This is a genomic window from Corallococcus sicarius, assembly GCF_003611735.1.
GTDB classification, from domain to species: domain Bacteria; phylum Myxococcota; class Myxococcia; order Myxococcales; family Myxococcaceae; genus Corallococcus; species Corallococcus sicarius.
The window spans coordinates 1-17,283 of record NZ_RAWG01000070.1 but is presented as its reverse complement, the minus strand read 5'-3'; the positions used below and the strand labels follow the sequence as shown (position 1 = coordinate 17,283).

The 17,283-nt window shown below is 70.4% G+C and carries 15 protein-coding genes; 1 reads left to right on the top strand and 14 read right to left on the bottom strand.

Annotated elements, in window-relative coordinates; translation table 11 throughout:
• Nucleotides 1–2 precede the first annotated feature (2 nt).
• The 12 genes from murC to mraZ form a co-directional block, all read right to left on the bottom strand.
• The gene (gene murC, locus D7X12_RS13800; RefSeq protein ID WP_120625744.1) at nt 3–1,427 is read right to left on the bottom strand and encodes a UDP-N-acetylmuramate--L-alanine ligase; all 1,425 of its coding nucleotides are present in this window, start codon (nt 1,425–1,427) and stop codon (nt 3–5) included.
• Complete coding sequence (gene murG, locus D7X12_RS13795; RefSeq protein ID WP_120625743.1) at nt 1,424–2,575, bottom strand: undecaprenyldiphospho-muramoylpentapeptide beta-N-acetylglucosaminyltransferase; 1,152 nt, start codon at nt 2,573–2,575, stop codon at nt 1,424–1,426. Before murG ends, murC begins: the two co-directional genes overlap by 4 nt.
• The gene (gene ftsW / locus D7X12_RS13790; protein WP_120625742.1) at nt 2,572–3,735 is read right to left on the bottom strand and encodes a putative lipid II flippase FtsW; all 1,164 of its coding nucleotides are present in this window, start codon (nt 3,733–3,735) and stop codon (nt 2,572–2,574) included. Before ftsW ends, murG begins: the two co-directional genes overlap by 4 nt.
• A gap of 5 nt (nt 3,736–3,740) precedes the next feature.
• A complete protein-coding gene (gene murD / locus D7X12_RS13785; protein WP_120625741.1) occupies nt 3,741–5,120 on the bottom strand; it encodes a UDP-N-acetylmuramoyl-L-alanine--D-glutamate ligase in 1,380 nt (459 codons plus the stop codon).
• Between the two features lie 25 nt (nt 5,121–5,145).
• A complete protein-coding gene (gene mraY, locus D7X12_RS13780; protein ID WP_120625740.1) occupies nt 5,146–6,324 on the bottom strand; it encodes a phospho-N-acetylmuramoyl-pentapeptide-transferase in 1,179 nt (392 codons plus the stop codon).
• A complete protein-coding gene (locus D7X12_RS13775) occupies nt 6,325–7,725 on the bottom strand; it encodes a UDP-N-acetylmuramoyl-tripeptide--D-alanyl-D-alanine ligase (RefSeq protein WP_120625739.1) in 1,401 nt (466 codons plus the stop codon). It abuts the gene before it with no gap.
• A 36-nt stretch (nt 7,726–7,761) separates the two neighbouring features.
• On the bottom strand, nt 7,762–9,300 hold the full coding sequence (locus D7X12_RS13770) for a UDP-N-acetylmuramoyl-L-alanyl-D-glutamate--2,6-diaminopimelate ligase (protein ID WP_120625738.1): 1,539 nt from the start codon (nt 9,298–9,300) through the stop codon (nt 7,762–7,764).
• Nucleotides 9,301–9,351: 51 nt separating this feature from the next.
• Entirely contained in the window at nt 9,352–11,373 is a 2,022-nt protein-coding gene (locus D7X12_RS13765) for a PASTA domain-containing penicillin-binding protein (RefSeq protein WP_120625737.1), read from the bottom strand.
• On the bottom strand, nt 11,370–11,762 hold the full coding sequence (ftsL, locus tag D7X12_RS13760) for a cell division protein FtsL (protein ID WP_120625736.1): 393 nt from the start codon (nt 11,760–11,762) through the stop codon (nt 11,370–11,372). The genes D7X12_RS13765 and ftsL overlap by 4 nt, the downstream gene beginning before the upstream one ends.
• Nucleotides 11,759–12,664, bottom strand: a complete 906-nt coding sequence (rsmH, locus tag D7X12_RS13755; protein ID WP_120625735.1) for a 16S rRNA (cytosine(1402)-N(4))-methyltransferase RsmH — start codon at nt 12,662–12,664, stop codon at nt 11,759–11,761. The genes ftsL and rsmH overlap by 4 nt, the downstream gene beginning before the upstream one ends.
• Nucleotides 12,665–12,692: 28 nt before the next feature.
• On the bottom strand, nt 12,693–13,076 hold the full coding sequence (locus D7X12_RS13750; protein ID WP_120625734.1) for an STAS domain-containing protein: 384 nt from the start codon (nt 13,074–13,076) through the stop codon (nt 12,693–12,695).
• Nucleotides 13,077–13,137: 61 nt separating this feature from the next.
• Complete coding sequence (gene mraZ, locus D7X12_RS13745) at nt 13,138–13,590, bottom strand: division/cell wall cluster transcriptional repressor MraZ (protein WP_120625733.1); 453 nt, start codon at nt 13,588–13,590, stop codon at nt 13,138–13,140.
• Between the two features lie 234 nt (nt 13,591–13,824).
• Between mraZ and D7X12_RS13740 the strand changes: the two genes are divergently transcribed.
• Nucleotides 13,825–14,535: a PilZ domain-containing protein gene (locus D7X12_RS13740; RefSeq protein WP_120625732.1), complete on the top strand. Its 711-nt coding sequence runs from the start codon at nt 13,825–13,827 to the stop codon at nt 14,533–14,535.
• 37 nt (nt 14,536–14,572) lie between these two features.
• Here the strand turns inward: D7X12_RS13740 and D7X12_RS13735 are convergent, their stop codons facing one another.
• Both D7X12_RS13735 and D7X12_RS13730 read right to left on the bottom strand, forming a co-directional pair.
• Entirely contained in the window at nt 14,573–16,381 is a 1,809-nt protein-coding gene (locus D7X12_RS13735; RefSeq protein ID WP_120625731.1) for an acyl-CoA dehydrogenase FadE, read from the bottom strand.
• Nucleotides 16,382–16,572: 191 nt separating this feature from the next.
• A partial coding sequence (locus D7X12_RS13730; protein ID WP_439329366.1) for a hypothetical protein occupies nt 16,573–17,283 on the bottom strand: 711 nt, incomplete at its 5' end.

The following is a 17,283-nucleotide window of genomic DNA, read 5'->3' as shown; positions in this document are numbered from 1 at the left end:
CCCTACCCGCCCTTCGCCGCGCCGCCCATCAGGGTCAACAAATCCGGGCCCACCTGGGTGATGTCGCCCGCGCCCAGCGTCAGCACCAGGTCGCCCTCGCGCACGCGCTCCTGGAGCGCCTTCGCCACGTCCACCCGCTTCTCCACGAACGTCACGTCGCGGTGCCCGTGCGCGCGGATGGCCTCCGCCAACGCGTCCCCGGTGGCGCCCGGGATGGGCTCCTCGCCGGCGGCGTACACGCTGGTGACGAAGAGCACGTCCGCGTCGTTGAACGCGGTGGCGAACTCCTTCATCAGGTCATGCGTGCGCGTGTAGCGGTGCGGCTGGAAGGCGGCCACCACCCGGCGGCCGAAGGCCCGGCGCGCGCCCGACAGCGTGGCCATCACCTCCGTGGGGTGGTGCCCGTAGTCGTCCACCACGGTGATGCCGCCCACCTCGCCGCGCACGGTGAAGCGGCGCTGCACCCCGCCGAACTCGGCCAGCGCGCCGCGCACCGTCTCCAGCGGGATGTCCATCTCCTCCGCGATGGCCACGACGGCCAGGGCGTTGAAGGCGTTGTGCGCGCCCACCATGCGCACGCGGAACTCCCCCAGGTCCTCCTCCCGGCGGTACGCGTGGAAGGTGGTGGTGAAGCCGTCCAGGCTGATGCCCTCCAGCCGGTAGTCCGCCATGTGCGAGCTGCCGTAGGTGACGAAGCGCTTCTCGATGCGGGGCAGGAGCGCCTGGACGTTGGGGTTGTCCAGGCACAGCACGTTGAGGCCGTAGAAGGGGACGCGGTTGCAGAACTCCACGAAGGCGGACTGGAGCGTCTCCAGGTTGCCGTAGTGGTCCATGTGCTCCGGGTCGATGTTGGTGACGACCGCGATGGACGGGTGCAGCTTGAGGAAGCTGCCGTCGGACTCGTCCGCCTCCACCACCATCAGCTCGCTCTTGCCCAGCTTGGCGTTGGAGTCGAGCACGTTCACCTTGCCGCCCACCACCGCCGTGGGGTCCAGCCCCGCCGCGGACAGCACCGTGGCCACCATGGACGTCGTCGTCGTCTTGCCGTGGCTGCCGGCGACGGCGACCGCGTACTTCAGGCGCATCAGCTCCGCGAGCATCTCCGCGCGCGGGATGACGGGAATCTTGCGCTGGCGCGCCGCCACCACCTCCGGGTTGTCCTTGCGCACCGCGGAGGAGATGACGACCACGTCCGCGTGGACCAGGTTCTGCGCCCGGTGGCCCTCGTAGAGCGTGGCGCCCAGCTTCGCGAGCCTGCGGGTGATGTCGCTCTCGCGCAGGTCGGAGCCGGAGACGCGGTAGCCCAGGTTGAGCAGCACCTCCGCGATGCCGCTCATGCCGATGCCGCCCACGCCCACGAAGTGCACGTGCGCCGCGTGGCGCGTCTTGTAGAGGCTGCCGGGCTTGTTCGCGACGGACTTGCTCATGCCTTGCTCCCGGGTGCCTTCTTCTCGTCCTTCGACCCGCGGTCGCGGCCCTGGGGACCCCAGGCCTGCGTCGTCAGGTCCACGCACACGTCCGCCAGCTCCTTCGCGGCCGCGGGCCGCCCCAGGATGCCGGCCTTCTTCGCCATCTGCTTGAGCTTCACCGGGTCCGTCATCAGCCCGCGCAGCGTCTGGGCCAGGTGCTCCCCGGTGAGCTCCGCCTCGCGGAACATCAGCGCCGCGCCCGCGTCCACCAGCGCCCGGGCGTTCACCTCCTGGTGGTTGTCCGTCGCGTGCGGGAAGGGCACCAGGATGCTGGCCTTCTTGCACACCGTCAGCTCCGCCAGCGACGTGGCGCCCGCGCGGCAGATGACGAGGTCCGCCTGGGCGTAGGCGGAGGACATGTCGTCGATGAACTCCACCACCGTGGCCTGCGCGCCGAAGCCCTTGTCCGCGTAGCCCTTCTTCACCGTCTCCAGGTCGTTCTTGCCCGTCTGGTGCACGAAGGAGACCTGGTCCTTCAGGTCGCCCAGGAAGTCCAGCGCGTCCAGCATGCGGTTGTTGAGGCCGCGCGCGCCCAGGCTGCCGCCGAAGATGAGCACGGAGAACTTCTCGTGCGCCGCGCTGCTGCGCAGGTAGTTGTCCATCAGCTTGCGGCGGATGGGGTTGCCAATCATCTGCACCTTGGCTTCGGGGAAGAACGCTCTGGCTTCCTCGAAGGCGGTGAAGACGACCTTCACGATGCGGCCCAGCACCTTGTTGGTGAGGCCCGGCAGCGCGTTCTGCTCCTGGATGGCGGTGGGAATGCCCATCATCCACGCGGCCAGCACCACCGGCCCGCTCGCGTAGCCGCCCACGCCCACCACCACGTCCGGCTTCTGGCGCGACAGGATGCGGAACGACGCGAGGAACGCCATCGGCAGCGCGAGCAGCCCCTTGATGAGGCCCCAGAAGCCCTTGCCCTTGAGTCCCTGCACCTTCACGAACTCCAGCGGGTAGCCCTCCTTCGGCACCACGCGGGCCTCCAGGCCCCGCTCGGTGCCCACGAAGACGACCTCGTTGGCATGGTGGCGCGTGACGACCTCTTCGGCCAGCGCGATGCCCGGGAAGAGGTGGCCTCCGGTGCCGCCGCCCGCGATGAGCACCTTCACGCCGTCACCTCCCGCAGGTCCGTCGTCCCCGCGCGCACCGGCCTGGACGCGCCCTGGGTGTTCGCGCTCAGCGACAGCAGCACGCCCGCGGAGCCCATCAGCACCACCAGCGACGTGCCGCCGTAGGACACGAACGGCAGCGTCAGCCCCTTCGTGGGCAAGAGGCCCATGGCCACGCACATGTTCACCGTGGCCTGGAACGCGATGATGGAGCTGATGCCCAGGCCCAGGTAGGTGCCGAAGGTCTCCCCCGCCGCGAGGCTCGCGCGGATGCCGCGCCACAGGACGACGGCGTACAGCGACACGAGCAGGCCCACGCCGATGAGGCCCAGCTCCTCACCGAGGATGGAGAAGATGAAGTCCGTGTGCGCCTCCGGCAGGAAGAACAGCTTCTGCCGGCCGTCGCCCAGCCCCAGGCCGGTGATGCCGCCGGAGCCGATGGACATCAGCGACTCCACCACCTGGTAGCCCACGTCGTGACGGTGGGCCCACGGGTCCATGAACGCGAGGATGCGCTTCATGCGGTAGGGACTGGTGCTGATGGCCACCAACGCGAGCGGCAGCGCGAGCAGCACCGACCCCACGAGGTAGCTGAGCTTCGTGCCCGCCGCGAACAGCAGCACGAAGAGCATGAACACCAGGAGCACGCTGCTGCCGAAGTCCGGCTGGAGCATGCACAGGAACACCAGGATGCCGCACAGGGCCAGGTGCGGCAGGAAGCCGATGGAGAACGTGGCCACCTTCTCCCGCTTCTTCGCGAGCGAATAGGACAGGTAGACGAGCCACGCGAACTTGGCGATCTCCGCCGGCTGGATGCTGAAGCCCGGCACGCGGATCCACCGGCGCGCGCCGCCCGCCGTGGTGCCGATGCCGGGGATGGCCACCAGCACCATCAGCACGATGGCGACGATGAGCAGCGGGTACGCCAGCCGCGCCAGCCGCCGCCAGCCCAGCTTCATCATCACCGCCATGGCGACGACGCCCAGGCCCGCGGCCACCAGCTGGCGCTTGAGGAAGTAGAGGCTGTCACCCAGCTTGTCCTGCGCGAGCACGGCGCTGGCCGAGTACGTCATCACCAGGCCCAGCGTGACGAGCGCCAGCACGGCGCACAGCAGGATGGGGTCGAACCGCACGGGGGCGGCCGGAGGAGAGGTCTTCATGACGGTCAGAGCGCCCCGACGAGGCGCTTGAACGTGTCGCCCCGGTCCTCGAAGTTCTTGAACTGGTCGTACGACGCGCACGCCGGGGACAGCAGCACCGTGTCCCCCGCCTTCGCGAGCCCGCGCGCCTTCGCCACCGCCGCGTCCAGCGTGCCGCACGCGTGCACCGGCGCCTCATTGGCGTACGCCCGCGCCAGCGCGTCCGCGTCCTGGCCCATGGTCAGCACGCCCTTCACCTTCCCCTGCCCTGCTTCCACCATGGGCGCGTAGGGCGCGCCCTTGCCCTTGCCGCCCGCGATGAGCCACACGTCGCCCGCGAACGCCCGGAGCGCCACCAGCACCGAGTCCACGTTGGTAGCCTTGGAGTCGTTCACCCACTCCACGCCGTCCAGCACGCGCACGCTCTCCAGCCGGTGCGGCAGGCCCGGGTAGCTGTCCAGCCCCGCCTGCACCGCGTCCCGGGAGATGCCGCCCAGCCGGGCCAGCAGCGCGGCGGCCATCGCGTTCTGGGCGTTGTGCGCGCCCCGGAGCGCGCGGTTCGTCAGCGTGAAGTCCTCGCCCGCGAACTCCAGCCGGAAGCCGCCGTCCTGGGCCAGCGCGAGCCCCGCGAGCTTTGGCGCGTCCACCACCGGGCGGCCGGTGAGGCTGAAGCCGTACACGGGCACGCGCGCGGAGGCCGCCAGCGTCATCACCGCCGCGTCGTCCGCGTTCACCACCGCGAAGTCGCGGCCCGCGTCCTGGTTCATGAAGATGCGCGCCTTGGCCGCCCCGTACTCGCCCTGGTCCGCGTAGCGGTCCAGGTGGTCCGGCGTGAGGTTGAGGATGGCCGCGCCGAGGGGGCGCAGCGTGTGGATGCCCTCCAGTTGGAAGCTGGACAGCTCCACCACCAGCGCATCCCAGTCCCCGGGCGACACCGCGGCCTCCGCCAGCGGACGGCCCAGGTTGCCGCCCACGAAGGTGCGCTGGCCGCCTTTGGCGTACAGCTCCCCGGTGAGGGCCGTGGTGGTGCTCTTGCCGTTGGTGCCGGTGATGCCCAGGAGCCGCGTGGCCCCGGCGTACTCCAGGAAGCGCCACGCGAGCTCAATCTCGCCGCACACGGGGACGCCCGCGGTGCGCGCCGCCTCCAGCTCCGGCAGCGACAGCGGCACGCCCGGGCTCACCACCACCAGGTCCTGGCGGGTGAGCAGCCCCGGAGGCGTGGCGCCGGTGACGAGCGTCACGCCCTTCGCCTGGAGCTCCTTCGCCACGTCGCCGAGCGCGTCCTCCGAGCGCGCGTCCAGCGCCGTCACCTTCGCGCCATGCTGCAGGAGCAGGCGCAGCGCGGCGACGCCGCTTTTCGCCAGCCCGAAGACCGCGACCTTCCGACCGGACAGCGACGTGCTCATGGGCGGGACAGACCCCTTTTCGCGCCTAGCGCAGCTTCAGGGACAGCAGGGCCACGCCACCACAGAGGATGGCGACAATCCAGAAACGCACGATGATCTTCGGCTCGGCCATTCCCTTGAGCTCGAAGTGGTGGTGCACGGGCGCCATCTTGAAGACGCGCCGCCCCGTCATCTTGAACGAGGCCACCTGGATCATCACGCTCAGCGCTTCTGCGAAGAAGATGCCGTGGATGATGGCAGACACCACCTCGTTCTTCGAGAACACGGCCAGCGCGCCCAGCGCGCCGCCCAGGGCCAGCGAGCCGATGTCGCCCATGAACACGGACGCCGGATAGGTGTTGAACCAGAGGAAGGAGATGCCCGCGCCCACGATGCTCGCGCAGAACACGGCCAGCTCCGCGCCGCCCGGCACCTGGAGGATGCCCAGGTAGCGGTACAGCGGCGTGGCGGTGAGGCGCGCGACGCCGTTCACCGTCTCCGTGTCCGCGATGTGCAGCGTGGTGCCCGCCACGTAGCAGAGCACGCAGAACGTCACCGCTGACACGATGGTGGGCACGATGGCCAGCCCGTCCAGGCCGTCCGTGAGGTTCACCGCGTTGGACGTGCCCACGATGACGATCCACGCGAACACGACGTAGAACCAGCCCAGGTCCGGGTTGAACCAGTGCGACGGCACGAACGGCAGCGTCAGCCGCGTGTCGATGAGCAGCGTGGGCCCGAACGAGCCGTCCGCCTTCGTCCAGGTGCACATCAGTCCGAAGACGGCGATGAGGAAGAAGAGGGTCTGGAGCACCATCTTCTTGCGCCCGGCGAGCCCCTTGGAGTTGCGCTTGGACAGCTTCAGCCAGTCATCCAGGAAGCCGATGAAGCCGTAGCCGAAGGTGAGGAGGATCATCACCCAGACGCCGCGGCTCTTCAGGTCCGCGAACAGGAGCGTGCCCGCCGCGATGCACAGCAGGATGAGCGCGCCGCCCATGGTGGGCGTGCCCTTCTTCTTCTGGTGCGAGTCCGGGGTGTCCTCGCGCACGTTGCTCTGCCCGTGCTGCTTCAGGCGCAGCCGCGCGATGAGGCGGGGGCCGATGAGCATTCCCAGGAGCAGGGCGAAGACGCCCGCGGCGATGATGCGGAAGGTCGGGTAGCGCAGGAAGTTGAGGACGCGCCCCGCTTCCGTGTTCTGGATGAGCTCGTACAGGAGGTACAGCACTTAGTGACTCCCTTGGGGGGCGACCGTGCCCGTCAGGGCGGCCACCACGCGCTCCAGTCGCATGCCGCGACTGGCCTTCACCAGCACCACGTCACCGGGGGCGAGCCGGGGCGTCAACCACGCCACCAGGGGCTCCACGTCGGTGAAGTGCGCGCCAGCATCTCCCAGCTTCGCGCTCTGGTGGCCGCCGGAGGACCGGGGCCCGAAGAACGCGACCAGCGAGGCATGGCGCGCGACGAGCTCGCCCAGCTGGGCATGTGCCTCGTACTCGCCCGCGCCCAGCTCCAGCATGTCGCCCAGCACCGCCACCGCCCGGCCGCCCTTCGGCACCAGCGTGCCCAGCGTGACGAGCGCCGCCTCCATGGAGGCGGGGTTGGCGTTGTAGCAGTCGTCCACCACCATCACGCCGTTCTGGCCATCCAGGATGTTGAGGCGCCGCGCGTACGGCCGCGCGGTCTCCAGGCCCCGCACGCACTCCTCGGGGGAGTAGCCCAGCGCCAGCGCCGTCGCGAACGCCGCGGTCGCGTTCTGCGCGTTGTGCGGCCCCACGAAGTGCAGGCGCACCGGCCAGTCCTTCTGGGCATGGCGGACCGTGGCCACCATGCCGTCGCGGCCCAGCGTCTGGATGCCGGTGAGGCGCACGTCGGCGCCCTCCGCGCGGCCAAACGTGAGCTGCTTCGCGCCGCTGCGCGTGGCCTGGCGCACGATGAGCGCGTCGTCCAGGTTCACCACCGCGGTGGCCTGGGGCAGCAGCTCGCGGAAGAGTTCGCCCTCCGCCTCGGCCACGCCCTCCAGGCTGCCCAGCCCCTCCAGATGCTCGGGCTGGACCACCGTGATGACGCCCGCGTCGGGCCGCACCCGGCGCGTCAGCCGTTCGATTTCGCCCGGCTGGTTCATCCCCACTTCGATGACCGCCGCCACGTGGGACGGCTCCAGCCGGAAGAGCGTCAGGGGGACGCCCACCTCGTTGTTGAAGTTGCCTTCGGTCTTCAGCGCGGGGCCCCGCGTGGCGAGGATGGCGCCCACCATCTCCTTGGTGGTCGTCTTCCCGTTGGAGCCCCCCACCGCCGCCACCGGGATGCGGAAGCGACGGCGGTGCAGCGCGCCCAGGCCGCCCAGCGCGGCCAGGGTGTCCTCCACCTCGTAGAGCGTGAAGTTCGCGGGCAGGGCCGGCAGCGCCCTGCCCCGCTTCACCACCGCCCCCGCAGCCCCTCCACGCATGGCGCCGTCCACGAAGTCGTGAGCGTCGAAGCGCTCGCCCTGGAGCGCCACGAAGAGGCACCCCGGGGTGAGCGACCGCGTGTCGGTGCAGACGGCGGGAAACCCCGCGGGGACTGCTTCCCCGCGACGGGTCGCACCGGTCGCCTGCACCACCTCATCGTCGGAGAATCGAGCGGCCATGAAGGGAGGAGCGGGAGGTGGCGGTGGACCTTCGGTTCAGCCCGGGATGCGGTTGGCCAGTGCCTTGGCGGCGACCTCGCGGTCGTCGAAGGCGTGCTTCTCGCTGCCCACCGTCTGGTAGGTCTCGTGGCCCTTGCCGGCGATGAGGACGACGTCGTCGTCCTTGGCCAGGTTGATGACCTGCTCGATGGCGGCGCGGCGGTCCGCGTCCACGAGGTAGCCCTTCTCCCCGACCTTCGCCTTGCCCGCGGAGATGCGGCGCAGGCCGCCCTTCTCCAGGCCCGGCGTCACCTCCGCGATGATGGCCTCCGGGTCCTCCGTGCGCGGGTTGTCGCTGGTCACCATCACCAGGTCGGCGCCCTCCGCGGCCACGGCGCCCATCAGCGGACGCTTGCCCTTGTCGCGGTCACCGCCGCAGCCGAAGACGACGATGACGCGGCCCTTGGCCAGCGTGCGCGCCGCTTCGATGGAGCGCTTGAGCGCGTCATCCGTGTGCGCGTAGTCCACCAGCACGGCCGGCGCGGGGCCGCCGCGGTGGTTCTCCGCGCGGTCCATGCGGCCGGACACCTTGGACACGAGCTCGATGCCGCTCTTCACGTCCGAGCGCGAGATGCCCGCGCCCAGCGCGATGCCCGTCGCCAGGAGGATGTTCTCCAGGTTGTGGGGGCCCAAGAGCTTGCTCTTGATCTTGATGTCGCCCGCGGGCGTCTTGAGCGTGGCCTCGATGCCCTTGAGGGAGAAGGTCGCGTCCGAGCCGGAGATTTCACCGGGCCCCAGGCGGCTGAACTTCCACGCCATGCGCTTCTGGCCGCGCAGCTCGTTGTAGATGCGGCTGGCGAAGGTGTCGTCGCCGTTCACCACCGCGGTGCCCGTGGCGGCGAGGTTCTCCGCGAAGAGCTTGCGCTTCACCTGGAAGTACTCCTCCAGGTCCTTGTGGTAGTCCAGGTGGTCGCGGGACAGGTTGCTGAAGCCCACGGCCTTGAACGTGAGCCCGTGCACGCGCTCCTGCGCGAGCGCGTGGCTGGACACCTCCATCACCACCGTCTCCACCCCGGCATCCACCATCTCGCGGAAGATGCGGTGCAGCTCCAGCGGGTCCGGCGTGGTGTTGGCCAGCTCCGTCGTCTTGCCGCCGAACTTGTAGCCCAGCGTCCCGATGACGCCGGGAGCGGAGGAGCCCGAGTACATGGCGGCCGTCGCGAGGATGGCCTCCAGCAGGTACGTCGTCGTCGTCTTCCCGTTCGTTCCCGTGACGCCCAGGAGCGTCAGCTTGTCGGCGGGGCGGCCGTAGAAGTTCGCCGCGATGAGGGCCAGCGCCTTGCGCGCGCTGCTCACCTTGAAGAACGGCACCTGCGAGGACTGCCCCTGCTTCTCCGACACCACCGCCACGGCACCGCGAGACACGGCCTCACCGATGAACTGGGCCCCATCTTCCTTCAGGCCGGGCACGGCGATGAAGAGGTCCCCCGGCTTCACGCGCCGCGAATCCTGCGTCACTCCCGTGACGTCGACCGCGGAACGGCCGCCCGAGGTCTGCTCGGCTCCACACCCTGCGAGGACATCCGTCAGCTTCATCTCTTCCCCTTCACACGCATTGCTGATGCGGGGCCTGGAAAGGACACGGCCTCATTGCCGCGTCGCCAGTTCCAGCGTCACCCGGGCCCCCTTCTCCACCAGCGCACCGGCGGGGGGGGTCTGAGACACCACTCGTCCACTGCCTTGCAGCTGTGGCTCCAACGCCGCGGCAAGCAACTTCACCACGGCTTCACGACCCGCCTGACCCTGGACGTCCGGCACACGCACCGTGCCGGGCTCCGGAGTCTCGGTCACCGCTTCCGCCAGGGCCGCCCGTACCGGGACGGCCTTCGCCGACGCCTTCGATGCCGGAGGGGGCACCGGAGACGCAGCGGCCGCAGCCACCTCGGCGGGTGCCACCGTACGGGACGGGGGCACGGCCAGGTGGGCCATGGCAGCGGTAGCGATTTCCTTGAAGGCAGGGGCAGCCACGTTCCCCCCGTATACGTCCGTCTTCGGTTCGTCCACTATCACGAGAATCACGGCGCGCGGGGCCTCGGCCGGCACCATGCCCGCAAAAGACGCGATGCGTTTGTCGGAATACCCCCGCGCCACCGGGTCCGCCTTCTGGGCGGTGCCCGTCTTTCCGGCCACGCGGTAGTCCTCCATGGCGGCCTTGGGAGCGGTCCCTCCCTTGACGACCACGCTCTCGAGCATGCCCACGACCTGCCGCGCCACCCTCGGGGAAACGACCCGGCGCAGCTCCGTGGGCTGGTTCTCCAGCAGCACCACGCCGTCCGGGTCCACGACCCTGGAGACGAGGTACGGGCGCATCAGGACGCCGTCATTGGCCAGCGCGCCGTAGGCCGCCGCCAGCTGCACGGCGGTGGACGTCATGCCCTGGCCGAAGGATTGGGTGGCCAGGGAGATGTCCGATTTCGGAAACGGGATGCTGCCCCGGCTCTCCCCCGTCAGCGCCAGGCCCGTGCGCTCCGCGAAGCCGAAGGCGTGGTAGGCGGCGACCAGCTTCTCGCGGCCCAGGGCCTCCGCCACCTTGGCGGCGCAGATGTTGGAGGACACCTGGAGGATGCCCTCCGGGGTCAGCCAGCCGTGCGGGTGGGTGTCGTTGACGGTGTGGCGGCCAATGCGCCACGCCCCGTTCTCACAGAAGAACAGCGAGTCCGGCGTGATGTTCTTCTGCTCCAGCGCGGCGGCCACCACGAAGGCCTTCATCGTGGAGCCGGGCTCGAAGGCGTCCAGCGCGGCGCGGTTGCGGATGGCATTCTTCACGCCGTCTTCCGGCGTGTTGGGGTTGAAGCGCGGGTTGTTGGCGAGCGCCAGCAGCTCGCCGGTGCGAGGGTCCAACACCACCGCCATGCCGGCGATGGCCTTCGCGTCGTCCACGGCCTTGGCCAGCGCCTTCTCCGCGACGTACTGGAGGTGCCGGTCCAGCGTGAGCGTCACCGCGGCGCCCTGGCGCTCCAGCGGATCCAACGCGCCCTGCACCATCAGCTTGCGGCCCTTGGCGTCGCGGAAGCCGGAGGTGCGCGCGTTCTGCCCGGACAGCTCGTCCTGGAACGCCAGCTCCAGCCCCTCCAGGCCGTGGCCGTCCCGGCCCACCATGCCGACGATGTGCGCGCCCAGCTCGCGCTGGGGGTAGAAGCGCTTGGGCTCCTTGGTGAAGCCCAGGCCCGGGAGGCCCAGCGCCTTCACCGCGGCCACCTCCTGCGGCTTCGCCTGGCGCTTCACCCACGCGAAGCGCTTGGCGCGGCCCAGGCGCGAGGCGACGTCGTTGGGGTCCAGGTGCACGGCCTTCGCGAGCAGCCGCGACGCCTGCCGCACGTCCGGGAGCAGCGACGGGTCCACCCAGATGGAGTCCACCTCCACGCTCTGGGCGAGCGGCGTGCCGCGCCGGTCGAAGATGTCGCCGCGGCGGGCCGGGATGTCGATCTGCCGGACGTACTGGTCCTGCGCCAGCCCCCGCAGCTTCTCCTGCTGGAAGACCTGGAGGTAGACCGCGCGGGCGAACGCGGTGCCCAAGAGCGTGAGGAACAGCCCGAACAGCAGCTGGACCCGCAGCTTGAGCCACTTCGCGTTGGATTCAGGTGCCCGCGCGCCCTTGAAGTCCCTCACCGCTGGGTCCCCCGCTCCGCCACGCGGACGGCCGGCGCCGACGAACGGGCCTGCGCGGTGCGCGCGTCCTTCACGCGCTCGTCGGCCACGGACACCACCGCGCCGCCCTTGGGCATGGCCATGCCCAGCTGCTCGCGCGCCACGCGCTCCAGGCGGCCGGGGGCCTTGAGCGTGGCCAGCTCCAGCTTGAGCCGGTCGTGCTCCCGGGTCAGCGAGCGGCTCTCGCCCTCCGCGGTGGACAGCCGGTAGCCCATGTCCACCACGAGCACGCGGCTCGTCACGTGGAGGATGCCCACCGCGGCGAACAGCGCGAAGAGCGCGACGGCGGGCAGCAGGTGCATCAGCACGCCGGCCAGGGACACGGTGTTGCGCGGAAGGACCTTGCTCATCGGATCTTCTCCACCGCGCGCAGGTGCGCGCTACGAGAGCGGGGGTTGGCCTGGACTTCCGCATCGGAAGCCGCGACGGCCTTCTTGGACACGAGGGCGAAGTCGCCCTGGCTGTTGCACACGCACACCGGGAAGCCCGGCGGACAGCTGCAGCCTCCCACGAGGGCCTTGAAGGCTTCCTTCACCTTGCGGTCCTCCAGGGAGTGGAAGGAGATGACGGCGGCGCGGCCCCCCACCTTCAGGAGCGCCGGCAGCGAGGCCAGCAGCGCGTCCAGCGCCTCCAACTCCCCGTTCACCGCCATGCGCAGCGCCTGGAACGTGCGGGTGGCCACGTGGATGCGGTCCGGCCACGCCTTGCGCGGCACCGCGCGCTTCACCACCTCCGCGGCCTCCAGCGTGCGCTGCGGCAGCGCACGCTTGAGCTCCCGGGCGATGGGCCGCGCGAAGGGCTCTTCGCCGTAGTCACGGAGGATCTGCGCGAGGTCGCGCTCGTCGGTGATGGCGATGAGCTCCGCGGCGGTGGGGCCGGTGTCGCCCATGCGCATGTCCAGCGGGCCGTCCTTCATGAAGGAGAAGCCGCGCTCCGCGACGTCCAGCTGGGGCGAGGACACGCCCAGGTCCACCAGCACGCCGTCCACGGGGAGCAAATCCTTCGCCACCTGGAACAGCTCCGCGAAGTTGCCCTGCCGGGCCTGGAAGCGCGCGTGGCCGCCCATGCGGGCCGTGGCCGCCGCGAGCGCCACCGGGTCGCGGTCCACGCCCACCACCGTGGCGCCCCGGGCGAGGAGCGCTTCGGAGTGGCCGCCGCCGCCGAGGGTGCCGTCGAGGATCACCTTGCCCTCCGCCGGGAGCAGGACCTCCACCGCCTCGTGGAGCAGGACGGTCTGGTGCTGGAAGTCCACGAGGGGGGCCCGGGCGAGGTTCAGGGGTTCAGACGAAGGGAGCGCGAGCGAGCGAGAAGGCCGCCCGGGCATCGTTCATGTGCGGGTACAGTTCGAAGGCGTCGTGGGCGCCGGCCGCGCGGAAGATGGCGGCCAGGTACGGCGACAGCCCGGACAGCTTCACGTCCCCACCGGCGCGGCGGAACGCATCCGTGCGGGCGACGAGCGGGCGCACGCCCCGGTAGTTCAGGTGCGACACGTCCGCGAAGTCCAGCACCACCTGGCGGATGCCCCGGTGCAGCCGGTGCATCAGGTCCTCGCAGAGCTTCGTGAGGTCGTCCTCGCCCAGCTCGCCCTCCAGCATGAGCGTCTCCACGCGCTCGGAGCCCGCCAGCGCCGCCCTGTTGCGTCGAACCTCCTGCACCTGGTCCATGCGCTGCCACCCTTCCACGGAGAACTACTTGGAGGACTTCCGGCTGCTGTCGACTTCCTGGCTACGGCTGGCGCAGTTCGCCCAGCACCCTCAACACGTCCTGGGAGTTGGCTTCCTGGCGCGCATCCGCCTGCGCCTTCGCCCAACCGTCCAGGCTCCAAAGCTCAATCACCTTCACCATCCCCGCCCACACCACGTCCTTCTCCAGCTTCGCGTACGTCCTGAGCGACGGCGGGATGAGCAGCCGGCCCAGCTTGTCCAACGGGCACTCCTGCGCGCTGGCCACGTACAGCCGCATCAACGTCTTGACCCCCGGCTCCATGGGGTTGCGCCGGGCGAGCGCGGTCTCCAACGCCTCCCACTCCCGCACCGGGTAGGCGTGGAGGCAGGGGTCCAGGGCCGTGGTGACGATGAGCCGCTCGTCGTAGGCGCCCACCAGGGTCTCCCGGAGCTTCGCCGGGAGGCTGGTGCGCCCCTTCGCGTCGATCTGGTGCTCATAGACGCCTCGGAACACGCGGGATGATCCACCTTTTCAGCCTGACGCGGGACGGACCACCACTCCTTCCCACTTCTTACCCCTCTGCGGCCGGCATACATACGCGCCCCCCTGGGGGGGGTCAAGAAAGCGCAACAGGTTGGAACACCGCGCGCTCGGCGCTGGACATCCGGGAGGTGTGGGTCTCCGGCCCAACCCTGGCGGTGGGGTGAACTTGAGTTTTCCCGCCGCCCGCCGGAGAGTGGTGGGTACGTGGATACGAACGTTCGACTGAAGGTGGCCTACAAGACGCCGCAGTCGTTGGTCGGCGAGTACACCCGGAGCGTGGGCCAGGGCGGCGTCACCCTGGAGACGCGCAAGGCGCTGCCCCTGGGCACCCGGTTCACCTTCGAGATGCACGCGGGCGGCATGCCGCGCCCGGTGGAGGTGCTGGGCGAGGTCGTCAAGGTGGAGCCCCGCCCGGGCGAGCGCTTCCTGCTCACCGTGCGCTACGACGGCGCGGAGGACCGCAGCGGCCTGGACGCGGTGCTCCAGCACATCTTCGCCCAGGAGGAGCAGAACGGCCTGCGCCGCTTCCCGCGCATGCCGCTGCACCTGCGGGCGCAGGAGGTGGACACCCGCGCCCCGTCCTTCATCGTGCGCGACATCTCCCGCGGTGGCGTGGGCCTGGAGGTGGAAGCCCCCGCCCTGCCCCGCGAGGTGCAGGTGGGCGTGCCCTTCCTCCTGGAGATGGACATGAAGGAGGGCCCCCTGCTGCTGCACGGCGAGGTGGCGTGGACGTCCACCCTGCCGCGCAAGGGCTCCACGGAGGCCGTCACCCCGGGGTTCGGCGCGACGTTCGGCCGGCTGCGGCCGGACATGCTCCAGCGGCTGGAAGCGCTGATGGCGCTGGAGCACCTGCCGCCCGCGCCCTGGCGGGCACGGGTCAGCTTCGGCCTGGACGCCGTGTCCCGGATGCCCTGAGGCGTTGAGCCCCAGGGCCCCAGGGCCCGGAGAATTCCTACAGCGGGTTGTACGGGTAGCCGCCGGCCTCTTCCAGGCCAGCCACCACCGTCTCACGCAGCTCCGCCGGGTCGTACGCCGTGAAGGCGTCCAGCGCGGACAGCCGCTTGAGCTCCAGCGCGAGCACGTCCCCCTTGAGGATGGAGCACAGCGCGCGGCGGGTGCGCTCGAAGGCGCGCGTGGTGGACTCCATCGCGTACAGCCGGACGAGGGCCACGCGCATCGGGTCCTGCACGCCGCTGGCGGCGGCCTGCCGGGTGCGCGTCACCATGGAGTCCAGCGCGTAGGCGTCCATCACCACGTCCGCCAGCGCGGCCATGACCTCCTGGTGCTTGTCCAGCTCCGTGCCGAACGTCTCCGCGGCCAGCCGCATGCCGTGGATGGCCAGGTGCTTGGCGCACTCGGCGGCGACCTCCTCGTTGGCGAGCGCGTCCTGCCGGCCCGCGCGGGGACGCTCACCCCGGTTCAGCTCCTCCGACACCGAGCGCCCCTGCGCGAACAGCGGCAGGTCGCCCTTCACCGCGCGCTTGAGCAGCATGCCGGTGATGAGCATGCGGTTGATCTCGTTGGTGCCCTCGAAGATGCGGTTGATGCGCGCGTCGCGGAAGGCGCGCTCCACCGGATACTCCTCGATGTAGCCGGCGCCGCCGTGCACCTGCACCGCGTCGTCCACGACGAAGTTCAGGGCCTCGGAGCCGAAGACCTTCATGATGGAGGCCTCGGTGGCGAACTCCTCCATCGCGGCGATGACGTGCGCGTCGTAGTCCGCTTCCGTGCGCTCCTTGGCCGCGAGCCGCCCGTCAACGAGCCCGGCGGTGCGGTACGTCATGCTCTCCACCGCGTAGACGAGCGCCGCCATGCGCGCGAGCTTCTCGCGGATGAGCGGGAACGTGGCGATGGGCGCCTTGAACTGCTTGCGCTCCTGCGCGAACTTGAGCGCGTTCTGCAGCTGCAGCTTCATGCCGCCGATGACGGCCGCGCCCAGCTTCAGCCGCCCGTAATTCAGGATGTTGAAGGCGATGCGGTGGCCCTTGCCCAGCTCGCCCAGCAGGTTCTCGACAGGAACCTTCGCGTCCTCGAAGTAGAGCGGACAGGTGGACGAGCCGCGGATGCCCATCTTGTGCTCTTCGGGGCCCACGGTGAGGCCCGGGGTGTCCTTCTCCACGATGAAGCCGGTGAACTTGTCGCCGTCCACCTGCGCGAAGACGACGAACACGTCCGCGAAGGCCGCGTTGGTGATGTAGAGCTTGGAGCCGTTGAGCAGGTAGTGCTGGCCATCCGCGCTCTTCACCGCCTTCGTCTTCGCCCCGCGCGCGTCGCTGCCGCTGCCCTGCTCCGTCAGCGCGTACGCGGCCACCCACTCGCCCGTGGCGAGCTTCGGCAGGTACTTCGCCTTCTGCGCCTCGTTGCCGAACCAGACGATGGGCAGCGTGCCGATGCCGGTGTGCGCGCTGGACGTCACCGACCAGGAGCCCAGGAGGCTCATGGCCTCCGCGAGCAGGAGCGACGTCGTCTTGTCCAGGCCCGTGCCGCCGTAGGTCTCCGCGATGTCCACGCTCAAGAGGCCCAGGTCGCCCGCGCGGCGCAGCAGGTCGCGCAGGAGCGCATTGTCCTTGGCCTCGATGCGCGTGGCCTGCGGCAGCACCTGCTCACGGCAGAACTGGAGCGCCGTCTTGAAGAAGAGTCGCTGCTCCTCGGAGAAGCCCTCCGGGGTGAGGATGCGGGTGGCGCCCACTTCCTGGAAGAGGAAGGTGCCTCCGGCGGGAACCTCCGGGGAACGGGCAGCGGGCTCGGTTACGGCGACCATCTACAACCTCCGGGAGGGGGGATACCGCCCTCCATCTGATTTGATTCAGGAATCAAGGCGCGCGGCACTGTAGAGCGCACGGGACGCGGGGGGTAGTAGCGAGCGGGGCACACGGCCTCAAGCAGATGCGTTCCGTTCGTCCCTGTGTTCCGGCGGCCTCGCGTGCCCGGCAGGCGGGCGGGAGACGTCCCTCACCGTGATTGCGGGGAACCCCCGTCCCGCGCGCCCGCGGGCGTGGGGTACACGAGGCAGAGCGTGTCGAACAGCGCGCGCTCCGGCGCCGTGTACGTGCCGCCCAGGGCCCGCGCGACCTGGAACAGCTCCGTGCCGAACGAGGGCACGAGGCACAGGTCGTCCGACGTGGTGAAGCGTCCCTTCAAGCGGGTGAGCTCCCGCCTCAGCGTGGCGATGTCCTGGCGTCCGCCGCGCACCGGCACGGACGGGCCGTTGCGGTCCGGGCCCGGCAGCTTGCCCACGCTCGTCGTCAACTCGAAGCCGTCCGCGCGCTGGATGATGCGCAGCTTCCCCGGCGCCACCTCCGCCAGCCACGCCCGGAAGCCCGCCTCGTCGCGCAGCACCAGCCGGTACGCCACCGGCGCATCCGGATGCTGAAGCCACACGGAGGCCGCATGGGCCTGGAGCACGGCGAGCGCCTCGGACACCTGCGCGAGGAACGTGTCGGCGTCACTCACGAGGAGGACGTCCCGCCCCCGCACGCGCTCGGCGAGCCGGGCAGCGTCCCCAGCGCGCGCTGTGGCGAAGGACTCCGTGCCCAGCTGGACCTGTTCTTCCGACATTTCCAGGTGAAGCACGTCTTCAGGTAGAGGTTCTCCGAAGACGGGGGCGGACGCGGGAGTGATGTCGGCGTCCACCCAGGTGCCCGCGTCCTGGGGGCGGGAGGG

Excerpts from the sequence above, each read along its gene's own strand:
- murC (WP_120625744.1), bottom strand. The coding sequence starts at position 1,427 with ATGAGCAAGTCCGTCGCGAACAAGCCCGGCAGCCTCTACAAGACGCGC.
- ftsW (WP_120625742.1), bottom strand. The coding sequence starts at position 3,735 with ATGAAGACCTCTCCTCCGGCCGCCCCCGTGCGGTTCGACCCCATCCTG.
- murD (WP_120625741.1), bottom strand. The coding sequence starts at position 5,120 with ATGAGCACGTCGCTGTCCGGTCGGAAGGTCGCGGTCTTCGGGCTGGCG.
- D7X12_RS13775 (WP_120625739.1), bottom strand. The coding sequence starts at position 7,725 with ATGGCCGCTCGATTCTCCGACGATGAGGTGGTGCAGGCGACCGGTGCG.
- D7X12_RS13770 (WP_120625738.1), bottom strand. The coding sequence starts at position 9,300 with ATGAAGCTGACGGATGTCCTCGCAGGGTGTGGAGCCGAGCAGACCTCG.
- ftsL (WP_120625736.1), bottom strand. The coding sequence starts at position 11,762 with ATGAGCAAGGTCCTTCCGCGCAACACCGTGTCCCTGGCCGGCGTGCTG.
- D7X12_RS13750 (WP_120625734.1), bottom strand. The coding sequence starts at position 13,076 with ATGGACCAGGTGCAGGAGGTTCGACGCAACAGGGCGGCGCTGGCGGGC.
- D7X12_RS13735 (WP_120625731.1), bottom strand. The coding sequence starts at position 16,381 with ATGGTCGCCGTAACCGAGCCCGCTGCCCGTTCCCCGGAGGTTCCCGCC.